Here is a 17,556-nt window from a genome sequence, read left to right as displayed (position 1 = left end):
GCTCAGCTCTTCACGACCGCGCGGCCGCGCGGTCCATGGAAGTAGTCGTGGATCCAGGGATGCGTGTCCGCCAGCAACATGTCAATGGTTCCCACTTTCATCTTACGGTCGACCAGCACCGCGATGCGATCGCAAATGGCATAAAGGCTGTCCAAATCATGGGTAACCATGACGACGGTCAGGCCCAAGCTGCGCTGTAATGTCCCGATCAGCGTATCGAAGGCGGCCGCGCCGATGGGGTCCAGGCCGGCCGTCGGCTCATCCAGGAACAGGATTTCCGGGTCCAGCGCCAGGGCGCGGGCCAGGCCGGCGCGCTTGCGCATGCCGCCCGACAGTTGGGACGGGTATTTGGAACAGCTGTCCGGCGGCAGGCCCACCATGGAAATCTTGATGCGGGCCAGTTCCTGGATCAAGCAGTCCTCCAGATCCGTATGTTCCTTCAGCGCCACCATGACGTTCTCCGCCACGGTCATGGAGCTGAACAGCGCGCCGTCCTGGAACAGCACGCCCCAGCGGCTCTGGATGTTGCGGCGGGCAGCGCTGTCGGCCGTCCACATGTTGGTGCCCAGCACCTCCACCCGGCCGGCGGTGGGGCGCAGCAGGCCGATGATCTCCTTCAGCAGCACCGACTTGCCGGTGCCCGACCCGCCGACCACGCCCAGCACCTCGCCCCGGCGCACGTCCAGGTCCACGCCGTCATGCACCGTCTGCCGGCCGAAGCGCGTGACCAGGCCGCGCACCTGGATGACCGGCGCGACGTTGTCTCCCATGGGGCTGCCCCCCTCTGAGTTGCCAAGGCTCATCGGCGCCCCTCAGATCTTGAGATAGGAGAAGAGGATGGAGAACAGCGCGTCGAGCACGATCACCAGGAAGATGGACTCGACCACCGAGCGGGTGGTCAGCTTGCCCACGCTTTCGGCGCTGCCGGTCACGTTCAGGCCCTCGAAACAGCCGACCAGCGAAATGACCATGGCGAAGACCGGCGCCTTGATCAGGCCCACCAGCATGGTGGTCGGGCTGACCGCCACCTGCAACTGTCGCAGGAACTGGCCCAGCGTGATGTCCAGCGTGCCATAGGACATGACCGCGCCACCGAACAGGCCCACCACGTCGGCATAGAAGCTGACCAGCGGCAGGGCCACGAACAGGGCGGCCAGACGGGGCAGCACCAGCATCTCGATGGGGTCCAGCCCCAGCACCTGCATGGCGTCCACCTCCTGGTTCACCTTCATGGTCCCGATCTGCGCGGTGAAGGCGGAGCCGGAGCGGCCGGCCACGATGATGGAGGTGATCAGCACCCCCAACTCGCGCAGAATGCCGATGCCCAGCAGATTGACGACGAAGATTTCGGCGCCGAATCGCCGCAACTGGTCGGCGCTCTGGTACGCCAGCACCACGCCGATCAGGAAGGTCAGCAGGCCGATGATGGGCAGGGCGTTCAGCCCCACCTGCTCCAGGTGGAAGAAGAAGGCCGTCCAGCGGAAACGGCGCGGATCGCGGGCAACGCGGGCGATGGTGATGAACACCAGCCCGAAGAAGCTCAGCAACTGGAACGCGTCCTCGGCCAGGCTGAAGGCGCCCTTGCCCACCCGCTCCAGCAGGTCATGGAAGGGCCGATGCGGGGTGGTGACCTCAGGATGGCGCACCACGGCGCGCCGCACGTCGCGCAGCAGGGTGCACTGCGCCGGCGTGGCGCCGACCACAGCCACCGTCTCCCCCTCCGCCCGCAGGCGCTCGATCAGGCGGTCCAGCACCAGGGCGCCGGCGGTATCCATGCCCGACAGGCCGGACAGGTCCAGCAGCACCTGGCCCGGCTTGCGCTCCGGCTTCAGGCGGGTCAGCGCCATGTCCAGGTGCTCCGCCCCCGCCAGGTCCCAACGGCCCAGGGCGGCCAGCAACCAATGGTCGCCGTCCCATGCCGTCTTGATCACGCCGCTGCCTGCCGCCGCCATCTCGCCCCTTCGCCGGCCCCCGCCCCATCCTGACAGGGGCGCCGGGCGGCCTTGCTCGCCCTTCACTTGACAGAAAGGCCCGCTGCGGGTCAACAGCAGCGGCCGTCAGGCGCCCATCCGGATCATGCGGACGGGGGCGGCGCGGCTTGGCGCTGGCATGCCAGACCAGCCTCCCCTATGATTTCGCGCCCCGGGACCGGGGCGCATCCGTTTCCCCGAGGCCTTCCCCCATGGACCTGAAAAGCCACATCCGCGGCGTCCCGGACTATCCCAAGCCCGGCATCCTGTTCTACGACATCTCGCCGCTGCTGGCCCATTCCGACGCCTGGGCCGTCGCCATGGGCCGCATGGCCCGCCTGATCCAGGAGACGGGCGTCGACTTCATCGTGGGCATCGAGTCCCGCGGCTTCCTGATGGCGGCCCCCCTGGCCCTGAAGCTGGGCCTGGGCTTCGCCATGGTGCGCAAGAAGGGCAAGCTGCCGGGCGACGTGGTGCGCCACTCCTACGACCTGGAGTACGGCAGCGACACGGTGGAAATCCAGGCCGACCTGGTGAAGCCGGGCCAGCGCGTGGTGGTGGTCGACGATCTGCTGGCCACCGGCGGCACCATGAACGCCGCCATCAAGCTGTTGCGCGACGTGGGCGCCGACGTGCGCGCCGCCGCCTTCCTGATCGAGCTGGACTTCCTGGAGGGCCGCAAGAAGCTGGACGTGCCGGTGCTGTCGCTGCTGAATTACGACAAGTAGTTCAGCAGGCCCTCAAACGCCGGGCGCCGCCATCCGGCGGCTTGGCTTATCCTCGATTTCCAGTCCGCTCCGCTCCCCGGAAATCTGCGGCGGACGCGGTCGCGTCCTACAAGGGCATGAGTCAAATCTCATGCCCTTGGTTGGAGCCTTATAGGGCGCCCGCCTCGCTGTCGTGCCAGCGCCTGAGCGCCAGGCGCTGGACCAGCGACAACAGGGCGAAGATGGCCACACCCAACAGGGACAACAGCGCCAGGGCCGCGAACATGCGCGGCGTGTTCAGGCGGTTGCTGGCATCCACGATGCGCCAGGCCAGGCCGCTGCCCGTCCCCGACCCCGCCACGAACTCCGCCACCACCGCGCCGATGAGCGCCAGGCCGCCCGAGATCTTCATGCCCGCCAGCAGGTAGGGCAAGGCGGACGGCAGCTCCAGCCGCCACAGCACCTGCCATTTGCTGGCGCCATAGAGGCGGAACAGGTCGCGCAGCCCCGCGTCGGCCGAGCGCAGGCCCAGGGTGGTGTTGCCCAGGATGGGGAAGAAGGCGACGATCCAGGCCAGGATCAGCTGCGCCAGGTCCACCCGCTCATACCCCACCCAGACCAGCAGCAAGGGCGCGATGGCCATCACCGGCGTCACCTGCAGGATGACGGCATAGGGGTAAAGGGCCGAGGCCAGCAGGGGGGAACGGGTGAAAAGGATGGCCAGCGCCACCCCGCCCGCCACCGCCAGGGCGAAGGCCTGCAAGGTCACCGTCAACGTGAACCACAGCGACAGGCCCAGCGTGTCCGGGTCGGCCAGCAGGGCCGCGACCACGGCGCTGGGCGGCGGCAGGACGAAGGCCGGAATGGCCAGCAAGCGCACCAGCGCTTCCCACCCCACCAGGACGGTCACGCCCAGGATGACGGGGGCCAGGCGGCGCAGCGCGCTCATGCCGCTGTCTCCCCCGAGGGTCGCCCGGGCGGCGGCCCCGACGCCTGCATGGCGTCGGCCAAGGCCAGGGACACCCGGCGGCACGCGGCGGCATAGCGCGCGTCGGTGCGCAGCGCCTCATCCCGGGGATAGGGCAGGTCCAGCGGGATGTCGGCATGGATGCGGCCCGGACGGGGCGCCATGACGATGGCGCGGTTGGCCAGGTACACGCCCTCATAGACGCTGTGGGTGACGAACATCGCGGTGAAGCGCTGGTCCCGCCACAGGGCCAGCAGGTCGTCGTTCAGCTTCTGCCGGGTGATCTCATCCAGGGCCGCGAACGGCTCATCCATCAGCAGCAGGCGCGGGCGGGTGACCAGGGCGCGGGCGATGGAGGCCCGCATCTTCATGCCGCCCGACAGTTCGCGCGGATAGGCCTGGGCGAAGTCGGCCAGGCCCACCTGGATCAGCAAGGCCGTGACGCGGGCGTCCGCCTCGGCGCGCGGCACCTTGGCCAGGTCCAGGGGCAGGCGGACATTGTCGCGGATGCGGGACCAGGGCATCAGCGTCGGTTCCTGGAACACCATGCCCACGCCGCCGGCGGCTGGCGGCTGGGACCAGGCGATGCGGCCGGCCGACGGCGCCACCAGGCCGGCGACATGGCGCAGGATGGTGCTCTTGCCGCAGCCGCTGGCGCCGACGATGGCTAGGAACTCCCCTTCGCCCACCGCCAGCGAGATGTCGGTCAGCGCCAACGTCCCGTTGGGATAGCGCTTGGTCACACCTTGCAGTTCCAGGAAGGGTGCCGGCCCCTGCCCCATCATGTGTTTCCGTTTCCAGCCATGCCGGCCTTAACCTTTACCCATGCCGGAGACGACGCGCCAGTCTTGCCCAAGTGGATCGCGGGCCCAAGTGGATCGCGGAAAGCCGGAAACGGCTTGAAGCGTGAATCCACGCATCCAGACTTGAATAGACCGGCCGGGGTAGCCGATCATGGTAAAGCCGTTCTGTCACGGGCGGGTTGAATGGGGCGGCGAATCCCGCTACCTGATAAGGGTGGCCGGATGGGCCGCCGGTTCGGCCCCCCCGTCTTGTTCGTTCCCATGGAGATCCTGGTGACCCTGCCGATCCGCTTCGACGACGAAGAACCCGATGACGCCCCCGAGACCGCTCCGGAAGGCGGCAAGGAGGAAAAATCCAAGGGCGCGCCTTTCTCCCCCGTGGCGCAGAGCCTGTTCAAGAGCCGCACGGTCCTGATCTTCGGTGAGATCAACCAGAAGATCGCGGAAAGCACCGTGGCCCAGTTGCTGGCCCTGGCGTCGGAAAGCGACGACCCCATCCGCCTGGTGATCAACTCGCAGGGCGGTCACGTGGAAAGCGGCGACAGCATCCACGACATCCTGCAGTTCATCCGTCCGCGCGTCCTGGTCCTGGGCACCGGCTGGGTGGCCAGCGCCGGCGCGCACATTTTCCTGGGCGCCGCCAAGGAAAACCGCTTCTGCCTGCCCAACACCCGCTTCCTGATCCATCAGCCGATGGGCGGCACCGGCGGCCAGGCCACCGACATCGCCATCGAAGCGCGCGAGATCGTGAAGATGCGCAAGCGTCTGAACAGCATCATCGCCCGTGAGACCGGCCAGCCGCTCGAGAAGATCGAGCAGGACACGGACCGTAACTTCTGGATGTCGGCGGAAGAGGCCAAGGATTACGGCATCGTCACCCACATCATCAACAAGGCCGACGACCTGAAGTAAGGTCCGATGCCTTGAGACGTTGATCAAAGCCGCCCTCGCCCCACCGGCGTCGGCGGCTTTTTTCATGGCCCTCAACCCGCCCCCGCCAGGTCTGGAGTTCCGCATGTCCGACACCGCCGCGTTCCCGCTGTTCTACCCCAGCTACCAGCCCTTCATGGGGGAACGGTGGGAGATGCGGCTGGCGGCATTGGTCATCTGCCCCGGTTATTGGTCGGGGCCGCGCATGGTGGAAAACATGGCGGCGCTGATCCGCCACGACGGCGACGGCAACACCCGCGCCTGGATGTCGATGACCCCCATGGAAACGGAAAGCCAGGAAATCGGCTGCCAGCTGGCCAGCGGGCGCACGGTGGTGATGGGCATGGGCATGGGCTGGGCCGTGGCCAACGCCGCCCTGAACCCCGCCGTCACCGCCGTCACGGTGGTGGAATTCGATCCCGAAGTACTGGCGGTGGTGGAGCAATCCGGCATTTTCCGCCAGCTGCCGCCGGAGGCCGCATCCAAGATCACCATCCACCAGGGTGACGCCTACAGCTGGACGCCGGTGGACGGCCAGCCTTTCGACACACTGCTGGCCGATATCTGGCTGCCGCTGCACGGCCGGGACCGTGAGGCCCAGGTGCGGACCATGGCCGCCAACACATGCGCTACCCAAATCTATTTCTGGGGCCAGGAGATGAACATGGCCTGGCGGCTGAAGGAGCTGGGCCTGCCCGTGGACGCGGCCGGCATCGCCCGCGTGGTGGCGGAATGGGGCCTGCCCCTGCTGGGCCCGGGCCAGCCCAGTTATGCTGAGCGGGCGGCGGCGGCGGCCGAGCGCTGGCTGCGCGCGCCCGAATAATCCCGCCGAGACGGTCATCCCCTGGCGTCATGGCTCCTGCTGCAACGCAGCATGACAGCGCTTACCTATTTTCGGCGATGCTAAGGGCATCCAAGATCGCACCGCTGATTCCGGAGTGGTTCCAGTGCCCTTGCCCCTGCTCGCCCTCGCCATCGCCTCCTTCGGCATCGGCACGACCGAGTTCGTGATCATGGGCATGCTGCCGGACCTGGCGCAGGATCTGCGGGTCACCATCCCGCAGGCCGGCATGCTGGTCACCGCCTATGCCTTGAGCGTGGTGGTGGGCGCCCCCATCCTGGCGGTATCGACCGCGCGGCTGCCGCGCAAGAGCGCGCTGATCGGCCTGATGGGCATCTTCATCTTCGGCAACTTCTGCTGCGCGGTTGCACCCACCTACGGCCTGCTGATGGCGGCGCGCATCGTCACCGCCCTGTCGCACGGCACCTTCTTCGGCATCGGCGCCGTGGTGGCGGCCGGCCTGGTGCCGCGACACAAGCGGGGCCAGGCCATCTCGCTCATGTTCTCCGGCCTGACATTGGCCAACGTGCTGGGCGTGCCGCTGGGCACGGCATTGGGGCATGAGCTGGGCTGGCGCGCCACCTTCTGGGCCGTCGTCGCCATCGGCGTCATCGCCGCCGCCGCTCTGACGCTGTGGCTGCCGCGCGGCTTGGCCGGCAGCAGCGGCGGCAGCCTGCTGGGCGAGTTCCGCGTGCTGGGCCGCCCCCAGGTCGCCATGGCGATGATGATCAGCGTCATCTCCTCGGCCAGCCTGTTCAGCGTGCTGACCTACATCACCCCGCTGTTGGAGCGTGTCACGGGCTTCACCCCCGACCAGGTCACCTACGTCCTGCTGCTGTTCGGCGTGGGGCTGACGGTGGGCAACCTGGTGGGCGGGCGCCTGGCCGACTGGAAGATGATGCCCATGGTCATGACCACCTTCGGCATCATCACCCTGATCCTGGTGGCCCTGGTGTGGACCAGCGCCACGCCCCTGGGGGTCGTGCCCACCCTGGTGCTGTGGGGCATCGCCGCCTTCTCCGTCGGCTCCCCCCTGCAGATGCGGGTGGTGGACCAGGCGCGCGGCGCGCCCAACCTGGCCTCCACCCTGAACCAGGGCGCCTTCAACATGGGCAACGCGCTGGGCGCCTGGTTCGGCGGCATCGCCATCGACCATGGCGTGGCCTACGGCCATCTGCCCTGGCTGGGCGCCGGCCTCGCCGTCTGCGCCCTCAGCCTGACCGCCATCGCCGCCGCGACCGACAAGGGCACCCCGCACGCCGATGAGGTGGCGGGTGAGGACGCCTGCCCCGGCTACGCGCATTAATCCCGCCTCATGAAAAAATTTCCATCGCGCGCGGAATAAACCGGCGCGGGCGGCGTCCATCTCGGTAGCGGCCCCATCGGGGCCCTTGAAACCGAAAGGGGACCCCGCCCATGCCCGGGTATCGAGTGCAGGACATCGTCAGCCGCCGCAGCCTGGTATCGCTGCTGGCCATCGCCGCCGTCGCGGGCGGGGCCACGGCCGCGTTCGCCTATGCCGGCGGCTGGCTGGCGCCCGGCCGGCTGAAGCCGACGACCATCGTGAACGCGCTGGAAGGCCACGACGGAAAGCACGAGGGCTTCCGCCGCGCCCATGCCAAGGGCCTGTGCGTGGTGGGCCATTTCGACGGCAATGGCCAAGGGCTGGCCTTGAGCAAGGCCAGCCTGTTCCGCCAAGCCACCACCCCGGTCATCGGCCGCTTCTCCCTGGCTGGCGGTGTGCCCAACGCCGGTGATGGCCGCGTGACCTTCCACAGCCTGGCGCTGAAATTCGATCTGCCGCAGGGCGAACAGTGGCGCATGGCGCTGAACCATGTGCCGGTGTTCCCTGTGGCCACGCCGCAGGCCTTCCTCGATTTCCAGCTGGCGACCACGCCCGACCCCGCGACGGGCAAGCCCGACCCGGCGAAGGTGGGCGCCTACATGGCCCGGCATCCGGAAACCAAGGCCTTCGCCGACTACATGGCGAAGGCCCCCCTGCCCAGCAGCTTCGCCAACGCCAACTACAACAGCGTCAACGCCTTCCGCTTCACCAACGATCAGGGCCAGACCCGGCTGGTGCGCTGGATCTTCACGCCCGAGGCGCCGTTCGAGGAACTGGACAAGGCGACCCTGGCCGACCGCCCGCGCGACTTCCTGTTCGACGAGGTCGCCGGCCGCCTGGCCCAGGGCCCGCTGGTCTGGCACCTGTCCGTCATCCTGCCCAACGCCGGCGATCCCACCGATGACGCCACCAAGCCCTGGCCGGACGACCGCCAGCGGGTGGAGGTCGGCACCCTGACCATCGACCGGGCGGTGACGGAGGAGGATGGACCCTGCCGCGACGTGAACTTCGACCCCACCATCCTGCCGGCTGGCGTGTCGCCTTCCGACGATCCGCTGCTGGCCGCGCGTTCCTCCGTCTATGCCGTGGGTTACACCCGCCGCACGGGTGAGCCCGTGGCCGCCAGCGCACTGGCGGCCGACAAGGCTTTTCCCGCCCCTGCCAGCCTCACCCCCAGCCAGCCCGCCGCGAAGGAGTCCGCGCAATGAAGTCGACCACGTTCAGCGGCGCCGCCCGGCTGTTGCATTGGCTGATGGCCGTCCTGATCATCACCATGCTGTTCATCGGCGTGGGCATGGTCTCCACCGTGGGCGCCAGCCACAACTGGCTGGTGCCGCTGCACAAGTCGGTGGGCGCCACCCTGCTGCTGCTGGTGCTGATCCGTCTGGCGGTGCGCGCCACCAAGGGCACCCCGCCGCTGCCGGCCGACATGCCGGCGCCGCAGAAGGCCATCGCCCACCTGTCGCACCTGGTGCTGTACGCCCTGATGATCGCCCTGCCGCTGGTGGGCTGGTCCATGCTGTCCGCCGGCGGCTACCCCATCACCGTCTGGGGGGCCGTCCACCTGCCGCCGCTGCTGTCGCCGGACAGGGGGCTGTACGCGTCGTTGCGCCACCTGCACACCTATCTGGCGTACGCTTTGTTCCTCACGGTGATCGCCCACTTGTCCGCCGCCCTGATGCATGCCTTGATTTTCAAGGATGGCGTGTTCCAGAGCATGGCGGCCTGGCGCACCCGTCGCTGACGGTGGACCCCGGACCCAGGGATGCGTGCCATGAACGACATGATGCTGCTGATCGAGCCGCTGATTCCACAGCTGCGGCGCTACGCCCGGGCGCTGGTGAAGGACCACGCCACGGCGGACGATCTGGTGCAGGATTGTCTGGAGCGCGCCATCACCCGCTGGCACCAACGGCGGCAGGATGGTGACGCCCGCACCTGGCTGTTCACCATCCTGCACAACCTGGCCGTCAGCCATATGCGCCAGAACCGGCGGCGCGGCAGTCACGTCACCCTGGACGACGGGGTGGACGAGGCCATGATCGCCCGACCGGCCACGCAGGAGGACGCGCTGCACCACGCCGACGTGATGCAGGCCCTGCAAACCCTGCCGGAGGAGCAGCGCAGCGTGCTGCTGCTGGTGTCGGTGGAAGACCTGACCTATGCCGAGGCGGCGCGGGTGCTGGACATTCCCATCGGCACCGTCATGTCCCGCCTGGCCCGGGCGCGGGAGAAGCTGTTGCAGAAGATGGAGGGCACCCCGGCCCAGGAGGCTGCGAAGGGCGGGGCCACCATCCATCGCCCCGTTTTTGGCGCTGGAATTTTCAGGAGAGTGAAATGAACGCCGGCCGCCCCATCACCGAGGAAGACTTTCAGGCCTATGTCGACCACGCCCTGGACGAGCGGCGCCGGGCGGAGGTTGATGAATACCTATCCACCCACCCCGACGCCGCCCGGCGCGTGGCCGCCTATGCCGCCCAGCGCGAGGCCCTGCGCGCCGCCCTGGCCCCCATCGCGGAGGAGCCGGTCCCCCACCGCCTGAACCTGGCCCGCCTGGTAGAGGCGCGGCAGCACCGGCAGGCGCGGTCGTGGCTGTCTACCCCCGGGGCCGCCGTTGGGGCCGGTCCCTGGCGCAACATCGCCGCCGCCGTGGCCCTGGTGCTGGTCGGCGGCGCTGGCGGCTGGTCCATGCACGGCATCGCCGCCGGCAAGGCGTCGCTGAATCCGGAAACCATGCTGACGCAGGAGGCCATGGACAATTACCGCGTCTACGCCGCCGACGCCGTGCGACCGGTGGAGATGCACGCGGGGGAGCAGGAACAATTGCTGCGGTGGGTGTCGCAGCGGCTGGACCGCAAGGTGGCCGTGCCCGACCTGTCGGCCTCCGGCTATCGGTTCATGGGCGGGCGCCTGGTCGCCACCGCCCATGGCCCGGGCGCCATGTTCTTCTATGACGACAGCAGCGGCAACCGCATCGCCATGCTGGTGCGGCCCATGAAGCAGGACGGCGACGCCCCCATGACCGAGCATCAGAAGGACGATGTCGGCGGTGTCACTTGGTGCAACCGCGGCATGGGCTACAGCCTGGTGGCCGACGCCTCGGCCCAGGCGCTGCACCCCTTGGCGGATGAGGCGCGGCGGCAGCTGCGCACCAAGATTTGACTTTCGCGGGGGCGGCATCGAACCAAACGCCGCCTCGATGCTTGTACAGCTCGGATACGGGACCGGAACGGCAACCAAATGGTTGCCGTTCTTGTTTAAGCACGCTATAAATTGGCAACCAGGAGGTTGCGCAAAATGTCCGATCACATTCGCAAGCACATCGAGCTGAAGGCCCCCATAGAGCGCGTGTGGCGGGCGCTGACCGATCATGAGGAATTCGGCACCTGGTTCCGGGTGAAGCTGGACGGGCCTTTCGTACCGGGCCAGGAGGCGACCGGCCGCATCACCTATCCCGGTTATGAGCATGTGAAATGGCGGGCCACCGTGGTGCGGATGGAGGCGCCGCATCTGTTCTCCTACACCTGGCATCCCTATGCCGTGGATCCGGAGAAGGATTACTCGGGCGAAACCCCCACCCTGGTGGAATTCACGCTGGAGGAGCGCCCAGGGGATGCGGGGACGGGCGGCACCTTGCTGACCATCACCGAAAGCGGCTTCGACACCCTGCCCGACCATCGCCGGGTCGAGGCGCTACGCATGAACGAGGGCGGGTGGACGGCCCAGGCGCATAACATCCGCGCCCACATCGAGGGACCGCTGGATGACTGAAACCGTCGGGACAATTCCCGACCCGGCTGTCGTCTTCGCCGCCCTCGGCGATACCACCCGCCTGTCCCTGCTGTCCCGCCTCAGCGATGGGCACGCCCGGTCCATCGCCACCCTGTCGGCCGACACCACCCTGACCCGCCAGGCGGTGACCAAGCATCTGCACGTGCTGCAGGATGCCGGCCTGGTGGCCTGCGTGCGGGTGGGCCGGGAAAGCCGCTTCGCCTTCCAGCCGGAACCGGTGGCCGCGGCGCGCGGCTATCTGGACGCCGTGTCGGCGCAGTGGGATGACGCCCTTGCCCGCCTGCGCGCCTTCGTCGAAGGCTGAGTTTTTCCACCCTCAAAAAAAGTTCAAAAAAATTTGCGTACCCGGGAATAAAGCCCCCTGGCCGGCGTCTTATTGGCATCCCCAGCGCGGGGAAAACAAAACCCCCTCAACGCGATGCCAAATTAAAGGAGCTTAGGCCATGAACACCCGGACTCTGTCTGCGTCGATCAGGACCACCGTTGCCGCCGCCCTGATGGGCGCCGCCACCGTCACCGCCCCCGCCTTCGCCGCCCCGGCCGCCACCCCCGATGCAGTCACCATCCAGCACACCTGCGAACAGACCATGGGGCTGACCGTCAACGACAGCGGCTACGCGGCCTGCGTCGCCACCCTGGCCCAGGTGCGCGCCGCCAGCACCCCGGCGCGAACGCCCGCCAACACCGCCTGCGCCGACGTGGGCCTGGCCCCCGGCAGCGCCGACTACGGCCGTTGCGTCGCCAACCTGGACGGCGCCCTGACCCAGGCCCAGCTGTCCGCGAACTGATCCTCCGCCAGGCCCCCGCAGCCTGCGGTCTTTTAAAAATCCACTTTAAAAATCCACCATTCAACATGGAGTAAAGGCCATGAACACCCGGACTTTGCCGATGATTATTAAAACCGGCGCCATCGCCGCCCTGCTGGGTGCCACCGTCGCCGCCCCGGCCTTCGCCGCCGCCCCCCTGACGGTCACCGTCACGGCCGCCAGCACCGCCACCGTCCAGCATGCCTGCCAGTCGACGCTGGGCCTGACCGTCAACAACACCGACTATGCCGCCTGCGTCGCCACCCTGAACCAGGCCGTGGCCGTCGCGCAGCCCCAGCGCCAGACGCCCACCGGCAACGCCTGCGCCGAGGTGGGGCTGATGCCCGGCACCAACGGGTTCGAGCGCTGCGTCGCCAACCTGGACGGCGCCTTGAACCAAGTGCTGCTGGCCCCGAACTGACCGCTCCCTTCGGCCCCGCGCCCCATCCTCCGGGGCGCGGGCCGCCGGCGGTCACATCAGCACGTGGTCCTTGGGCTGCGGCAGGGCGGGCAGGTCCGTCTCCCCCAGCGCTTCGCGCAAATTGATCTCCATGGTGTCGGCCAGCGCCTCGATGGGCAGGGCGTTGGGCCGGGTGCCGAACGGCTCCTCCAACTCATCCCCCAGGGCGTCCAGGCCGAAGAAGGTGTAGGCCACCAGCCCGGTGACGAAGGGCGTGCCCCAGTGCAGCACATCGGCGAAGCCGAAGGGCAGCAGGAAGCAGAACAGATAGGCCGTGCGATGCAGCAGCAAGGTGTAACCGAAGGGAACCGGCGTGTTGCGAATGCGCTCACACGCCGCCAGGACGGCCGACATGCGGCCCAGAGCGCCTTCCAGGACCGTGTACTGGATGTCGCTGACATGGCCGTCGGCCAGCAGCTCCGCCAGCACCTGGCCCATCTGGCGCAGCAAGAAGTCCGGCCGGTTGCGGCTGGCCTCGAAACCCGCCAGCTGGCCGGCGGACAGGAAACGGCGGGGCTTGGTGGCGTCGCCGCCGGGCCGCAGGTGGCAGACCAGGGCGTGGCCGAAGGCCATGGCCAGGCGCAGCAGCTGGCGCCGCGCGGCTCTCGGCTCGCCGTCCCGGTCCAGCATCAGCGTCTGCCGGCCCAGGTCGCGCACGGCATAGAGCAGTTGCCCCCAATCCTTGCGCGCCTCCCACCAGCGGTCGTAGCAGGCGTTGTTGCGGAAGCCCAGGAATACCGACAGGGCGATGCCCAGCAGGGCGAAGGGCGTGCCGTTGAAGGCGGGCGCCCAGCCCGGATGGGTGGTGCGCGCCCACACCACACCCGCCGACAGCACGAGGATGACCAGCACCTGGGGCAGGATGCGTAGGACGATGGAGCCGCGCAGGATGAAGAACAGCCGCAGCAGGCCGGGCCGGTCCCGGACGATCATGGTGGAGTTTCCGTCTGCACTGAGGATCGCCGGTCTTGGAGATCAAGGGGCCGGCGGCGTTCCGGACCATGCCCCCGCCGCCGTCCCGAATCCAAACGCAAAATCGGGCGGCTGCCATCCGTTTCCTTAACGCCACCGCCTTAACCGGAATTATCTCGGCGTAAATATAAAAATAAGGCTGGATTGTACAAATATTCACAAAAATAACATCGATGATTATTCCATAAACAACTGAATTGTCCAATCCAGTAAACGACCCCACCCCTACAAAAGACCCACACACCCACAACGTGCCGGATACGTGGCACGCGAGCCCTAAAGGATATCATGCCATGTTGAAATCTTCCGTCGTCGCCATCGCCGCCCTGTTCACCCTGGCCGCGCAGCCGGTCCTGGCTGCCGATGCCGTGCAGACCGTCACCGTGCACCCGTCGATCGACCGCGCCTGCCAGGACGCCCTGCACGTCAGCCCCGCCGACACCCAGTACGCCGCCTGCGTCGCCAGCCTGACGCAGACGCTGTCCATGACCAAGAAGATGCATGAGCAGCGTAGCCAGACCGCCTGCGGCGAAGCCGGCCTGACCGCCGGCACCGAGATCTACGACCGCTGTGTCACCAACCTGAGCGGCGCGCTGCAGCAGGCCCAGACGACCGTCAACTGATACGGCGGCGGACTTGGCCGAAACCGCACTCCTTGGCCGTCGGGCAGCGCGCGGCCTCAGCGCGCCTCGGCGGCCAGGGCGGCGGCAATGCGGCGATAAATTGACATATCGTCCTCGACACCTCGGGCCGTTATATCCGCTAGTGGACGTATAATCCCCTTGGCGCACACCAAGCCAAATACGGCACCCACCAGCGCTCCCGCCAACAGATGTCCAAAGGATTCTGGATGGTTTATTGCCTCCAGCGCCTTAATGAAGCCCATTAGCGTCGCCACAAGCCCCACCCAAGTTAGGGCGTCACCATAGCTATGCAATATCTGGCTGGGCCGTAACCGCTCCTTGTGTACATCTTCCAGCACGGACACCAAAAGCTTTCCCGTTAGGCCAGCCTGAAGTAGCGCATACGCATGCGGATCCCGCATTAAGATAGGGTAGGCGCCAAACATCGACCGGCCCAACGGCAAGCGCAGATGATAGCGCACCAAATCAAATCCATCGTCCTGACGCACCGCTGTCGCGAGCTGGTCTAGGAAATCCTCCAATTGGCGGGGACTCAATTTGGCCTGTCGAGGGCCAGCTATCGCAACCCGAACGGCCGCGAAGACGCCCTTCTCTCCCCTCCGCCGACCAATGGCTGTGACTGCCCAGGCGCCAGCGAGTACAATAAGCCCGCTACCGGGTAAAGCGCGCAGGAGTGTCCCCACCTGCCCACCGAACAGCGTATAGAACCCCATCAGCAACACCGGCAGAAGCGCCATCCTCGCGATCATCGCGCCCGATACGGAGACGATGGCACTCAGACGCTCCCGATATCCCACCATCACGCAGCCCAGGGCCCAGCGCAAAAGGCCGTCATCATCGTCCAAGCCATCAACCTCAGCTTGCATGGCTTCTCCCCATGCCGCGCGATGAACCGGCAAGGTGTCAACCGCATGGCGGGTAAGCGCGCGGGCCATGCGCCGGCACAAGAAAGCACGCGTTGTCATGCCGGCACCTTCTCGCCATTGGCTTTTGCATCCGTCACATCCGCGAGTGCCAGTTCGCGGGCCAGTGCCACCCCGTCCGCCGTCAAGCGGTAGACATGGCGAGGCGGCACACCGGGCCGAGAAGCCTCCTCCCAACGGGCCGCCATAAGCCCTTGGTCGTTGAGACGCATTAACAAGGGATAGAGGGTGCCCGATTTCAACCCCGTCACCTTGGACAAGTCATAGCCGTAACGCCAATCCATAGGACGTTCCAGCAGGGCGGCAAACAGCAGCCGGGTTTGGCGCGAGATGTTAGGGCGTCTGGGCATACCGGATATCCTTCAGCACGGCCAACTATCGTCAGGCGACGGCGGCCAGCGCCTCCTCCAATTCATAGAATTTGGGCATGTGTTCGGTGGGGATTTCCTTGCGCGCCGCCTCAATGGACACCTGGGGAGCATAACCTGCGAGATGGGCGGTGATAGCGGCCCGCACCACATGCCGAAAGCGGTTCTCTTCCTCCGCGATGCCACGGAGGCGTGTGGCCACTGGCGCGACGATGCAATAGGCCAGAAAGATGCCCATGAAAGTTCCCACCAAGGCGTGGCCGATCAGACCACCGAGAACTTCTGGCGGCTCGGTGATCGATCCCATAGTCTTAATCACACCCAATACCGCCGCGACGATACCAAGGGCTGGCATGCCATCCGCCATGATGGAAAAGGCGTGCGCGGGGTGCAGATCCTCGTGGCGTGCCTTCTCGATCTCCCGCTCCATCAGGGCATCCAGTTCCAACGGGCTATCTACGCCGGTGGAAAACATGCGCATGTAATCGGTGATGAACTCCACCGTCGCCACGTCGCGCAACACCAGGGGATGGGCATTAAACAGACTGCTCTCGAATGGCTTTTCGATGTGCTGTTCAATGGACAGCACTCCTTTCGTCTTGATGGACCTGAGGATGCGGTACAGTAAAGCCAAGAGGTCCATATACTCGCGCTTGCTGTAGCGGGCGCCTTTGAAAACGCGTTTCACGGCCGCGGTAGAATGGCGGATGACGTCCGTGCTGTTCGCCGTCAGAAAAGCGCAAACGGCGGCGCCACCGATGGTCACCACTTCGCCAGGCAAGGCGTCCAGGATGACGGCTATCTTGCCGCCACCGACGGCGTAGGCCCCGAACACGCACAAGAATACGGCCGCAAGGCCAATCATGGCGAACATGCCCCCTCCCTGACTCGCCCCACCCGCTACGGTTAATTTATTAACAACATATGTAGAGTTTGTGAGTCAACGCCGACTTCAGGGGAAAATCGCGTAAACTCAGTGCGCTATATCATCAACGCCTAGGCTGCTGCTGGGTGATGCAGTGGATGCCGCCGCCGCCGCGGACGATGTCCAGCGCCGGGACTTGCACGATCTGGCGGTCGGGGTAGAGACGGCTGAACAGCTTGGCGGCCTCCGCGTCCATGGGGTCTTCGAAGGCGGGCAGGACCACGCCGCCGTTGGCCAGGTAGAAGTTGGTGTAGGACAGGGTCAGGCGCACGCCCGCCTGCTCCTGTCGCGCCGGCGTGCGCAGGGTGACGATGTCCAGTTCCCGGCCCTGGGCATCCGTCGCCATGGAAAGCCGCTCGATATTGTCCTGGAAGGTGTCGAAGTTGGGATCGTCGGGATCGTCGGTGGTCATGGCCAGCACCAGGCCGGGGCGGATGAAGCAGGCGATCTCATCAATGTGCCCATCGGTCTCATCCTGCTCATACCCCTGGCCCAGCCAGATGATCCGGCGCACACCCAGGAAGTCGCGCAAATGCCCCTCGATCTCCCCCCGCGTCAGGCCGGGGTTGCGGTTGGGGTTCAGCAGGCATTCCTCGGTGGTGATCAGCGTGCCCTCGCCATCCACATGGAAGGACCCGCCCTCCATGATCAGGGGCGCCTTGAAGCGGGGAATGTCCTGGCCCTTCAGGATTTCCGCCGCCACCTGGGTGTCGGCCTCGAAATCCCCGTAGTTGCGGCCCCAGGCGTTGAAATCCCAATCCACCCCGCCGATGCCACCCTTGCCGTCGATGACGAAACTGGGGCCGTTGTCGCGAATCCAGCTGTCGGACAGGGGTACCGGGATGACGCTGACCGGCGCGCCCGAGCAGAGGATGGAGGCGTCGGCCACCTCCCCCGGCGGCGCCACGATGGTCACCGGCTCGAACTGCGCGATGGCCTTGGCCACGGCCGCATAGGCCTGGCGGGCGGCGTCCAGCCCGTTGGGGAAGGTCTCCTCCCTGTTGGGCCACGCCATCCAGCAGCGGTCGTGCGGATGCCACTCACCGGGCATGACGAAGCCCGCCGCAGCGGGGGAACCGGGGGTGTAGGTCATGGGCGCACAT

The 17,556-nt window shown here is 66.9% G+C and carries 22 protein-coding genes; 13 read left to right on the top strand and 9 right to left on the bottom strand.

Annotated elements, in window-relative coordinates:
* Positions 1-2: 2 nt before the first annotated feature.
* Together UAJ10_RS16370 and UAJ10_RS16365 are read right to left on the bottom strand one after the other, a co-directional pair.
* The gene (locus UAJ10_RS16370) at positions 3-770 is read right to left on the bottom strand and encodes an ABC transporter ATP-binding protein (RefSeq protein ID WP_322916291.1); all 768 of its coding nucleotides are present in this window, start codon (positions 768-770) and stop codon (positions 3-5) included.
* Positions 771-812: 42 nt separating this feature from the next.
* Positions 813-1,952, bottom strand: a complete 1,140-nt coding sequence (locus UAJ10_RS16365; protein WP_322916290.1) for an MlaE family lipid ABC transporter permease subunit — start codon at positions 1,950-1,952, stop codon at positions 813-815.
* 230 nt (positions 1,953-2,182) lie between these two features.
* Between UAJ10_RS16365 and UAJ10_RS16360 the strand changes: the two genes are divergently transcribed.
* On the top strand, positions 2,183-2,698 hold the full coding sequence (locus UAJ10_RS16360; protein WP_040846319.1) for an adenine phosphoribosyltransferase: 516 nt from the start codon (positions 2,183-2,185) through the stop codon (positions 2,696-2,698).
* Between the two features lie 148 nt (positions 2,699-2,846).
* Here the strand turns inward: UAJ10_RS16360 and UAJ10_RS16355 are convergent, their stop codons facing one another.
* Positions 2,847-3,626, bottom strand: a complete 780-nt coding sequence (locus UAJ10_RS16355) for an ABC transporter permease (protein ID WP_322916289.1) — start codon at positions 3,624-3,626, stop codon at positions 2,847-2,849.
* Positions 3,623-4,429, bottom strand: a complete 807-nt coding sequence (locus UAJ10_RS16350; protein WP_322916288.1) for an ABC transporter ATP-binding protein — start codon at positions 4,427-4,429, stop codon at positions 3,623-3,625. The genes UAJ10_RS16355 and UAJ10_RS16350 overlap by 4 nt, the downstream gene beginning before the upstream one ends.
* Before the next feature lie 291 nt (positions 4,430-4,720).
* Here UAJ10_RS16350 and UAJ10_RS16345 point away from each other — a divergent pair, with 291 nt between their 5' ends.
* From UAJ10_RS16345 to UAJ10_RS16295, 11 genes are all read left to right on the top strand, one after another.
* Positions 4,721-5,359, top strand: coding sequence for an ATP-dependent Clp protease proteolytic subunit (locus UAJ10_RS16345; RefSeq protein ID WP_416235374.1), 639 nt, complete (start codon positions 4,721-4,723; stop codon positions 5,357-5,359).
* 103 nt (positions 5,360-5,462) lie between these two features.
* Positions 5,463-6,200, top strand: coding sequence for a hypothetical protein (locus UAJ10_RS16340; protein WP_322916287.1), 738 nt, complete (start codon positions 5,463-5,465; stop codon positions 6,198-6,200).
* A gap of 124 nt (positions 6,201-6,324) precedes the next feature.
* Positions 6,325-7,524 (top strand): MFS transporter, encoded by a 1,200-nt coding sequence (locus UAJ10_RS16335; protein WP_322916285.1) that lies wholly within the window; start codon positions 6,325-6,327, stop codon positions 7,522-7,524.
* Positions 7,525-7,634: 110 nt separating this feature from the next.
* Positions 7,635-8,771 (top strand): catalase family peroxidase, encoded by a 1,137-nt coding sequence (locus UAJ10_RS16330; RefSeq protein WP_322916284.1) that lies wholly within the window; start codon positions 7,635-7,637, stop codon positions 8,769-8,771.
* The gene (locus UAJ10_RS16325) at positions 8,768-9,307 is read left to right on the top strand and encodes a cytochrome b (protein WP_322916283.1); all 540 of its coding nucleotides are present in this window, start codon (positions 8,768-8,770) and stop codon (positions 9,305-9,307) included. Before UAJ10_RS16330 ends, UAJ10_RS16325 begins: the two co-directional genes overlap by 4 nt.
* A gap of 30 nt (positions 9,308-9,337) precedes the next feature.
* On the top strand, positions 9,338-9,904 hold the full coding sequence (locus UAJ10_RS16320; RefSeq protein ID WP_322916282.1) for a sigma-70 family RNA polymerase sigma factor: 567 nt from the start codon (positions 9,338-9,340) through the stop codon (positions 9,902-9,904).
* Positions 9,901-10,725, top strand: coding sequence for an anti-sigma factor family protein (locus UAJ10_RS16315; protein WP_322916281.1), 825 nt, complete (start codon positions 9,901-9,903; stop codon positions 10,723-10,725). The genes UAJ10_RS16320 and UAJ10_RS16315 overlap by 4 nt, the downstream gene beginning before the upstream one ends.
* A gap of 135 nt (positions 10,726-10,860) precedes the next feature.
* Positions 10,861-11,334, top strand: a complete 474-nt coding sequence (locus UAJ10_RS16310; protein WP_322916280.1) for an SRPBCC family protein — start codon at positions 10,861-10,863, stop codon at positions 11,332-11,334.
* Positions 11,327-11,659 (top strand): ArsR/SmtB family transcription factor, encoded by a 333-nt coding sequence (locus UAJ10_RS16305; RefSeq protein ID WP_322916279.1) that lies wholly within the window; start codon positions 11,327-11,329, stop codon positions 11,657-11,659. Before UAJ10_RS16310 ends, UAJ10_RS16305 begins: the two co-directional genes overlap by 8 nt.
* 139 nt (positions 11,660-11,798) lie before the next feature.
* The gene (locus tag UAJ10_RS16300) at positions 11,799-12,143 is read left to right on the top strand and encodes a hypothetical protein (RefSeq protein WP_322916278.1); all 345 of its coding nucleotides are present in this window, start codon (positions 11,799-11,801) and stop codon (positions 12,141-12,143) included.
* A gap of 79 nt (positions 12,144-12,222) precedes the next feature.
* On the top strand, positions 12,223-12,582 hold the full coding sequence (locus UAJ10_RS16295) for a hypothetical protein (protein WP_322916277.1): 360 nt from the start codon (positions 12,223-12,225) through the stop codon (positions 12,580-12,582).
* A gap of 51 nt (positions 12,583-12,633) precedes the next feature.
* Here UAJ10_RS16295 and UAJ10_RS16290 read toward each other — a convergent pair whose 3' ends face one another.
* Complete coding sequence (locus UAJ10_RS16290; RefSeq protein WP_322916276.1) at positions 12,634-13,554, bottom strand: bestrophin family protein; 921 nt, start codon at positions 13,552-13,554, stop codon at positions 12,634-12,636.
* A gap of 332 nt (positions 13,555-13,886) precedes the next feature.
* Here UAJ10_RS16290 and UAJ10_RS16285 point away from each other — a divergent pair, with 332 nt between their 5' ends.
* The gene (locus tag UAJ10_RS16285; RefSeq protein ID WP_322916275.1) at positions 13,887-14,216 is read left to right on the top strand and encodes a hypothetical protein; all 330 of its coding nucleotides are present in this window, start codon (positions 13,887-13,889) and stop codon (positions 14,214-14,216) included.
* Between the two features lie 56 nt (positions 14,217-14,272).
* Here UAJ10_RS16285 and UAJ10_RS16280 read toward each other — a convergent pair whose 3' ends face one another.
* The 4 genes from UAJ10_RS16280 to UAJ10_RS16265 all read right to left on the bottom strand — a co-directional run bounded on the left by UAJ10_RS16280 (position 14,273) and on the right by UAJ10_RS16265 (position 17,546).
* Positions 14,273-15,202, bottom strand: a complete 930-nt coding sequence (locus UAJ10_RS16280) for a MotA/TolQ/ExbB proton channel family protein (protein ID WP_322916273.1) — start codon at positions 15,200-15,202, stop codon at positions 14,273-14,275.
* The gene (locus UAJ10_RS16275) at positions 15,199-15,510 is read right to left on the bottom strand and encodes a PadR family transcriptional regulator (RefSeq protein WP_322916272.1); all 312 of its coding nucleotides are present in this window, start codon (positions 15,508-15,510) and stop codon (positions 15,199-15,201) included. Before UAJ10_RS16275 ends, UAJ10_RS16280 begins: the two co-directional genes overlap by 4 nt.
* A gap of 31 nt (positions 15,511-15,541) precedes the next feature.
* The gene (motA, locus tag UAJ10_RS16270) at positions 15,542-16,402 is read right to left on the bottom strand and encodes a flagellar motor stator protein MotA (RefSeq protein ID WP_322916271.1); all 861 of its coding nucleotides are present in this window, start codon (positions 16,400-16,402) and stop codon (positions 15,542-15,544) included.
* Positions 16,403-16,517: 115 nt separating this feature from the next.
* Positions 16,518-17,546 (bottom strand): agmatine deiminase family protein, encoded by a 1,029-nt coding sequence (locus tag UAJ10_RS16265; protein ID WP_322916270.1) that lies wholly within the window; start codon positions 17,544-17,546, stop codon positions 16,518-16,520.
* Positions 17,547-17,556 lie beyond the last annotated feature (10 nt).

Origin of the sequence: Nitrospirillum guaranorum (assembly GCF_034653275.1) — a bacterium.
Classification (GTDB): domain Bacteria; phylum Pseudomonadota; class Alphaproteobacteria; order Azospirillales; family Azospirillaceae; genus Nitrospirillum.
Note: the sequence above shows the minus strand (reverse complement) of the source record. Positions and strands in the feature narration are given on the sequence as shown.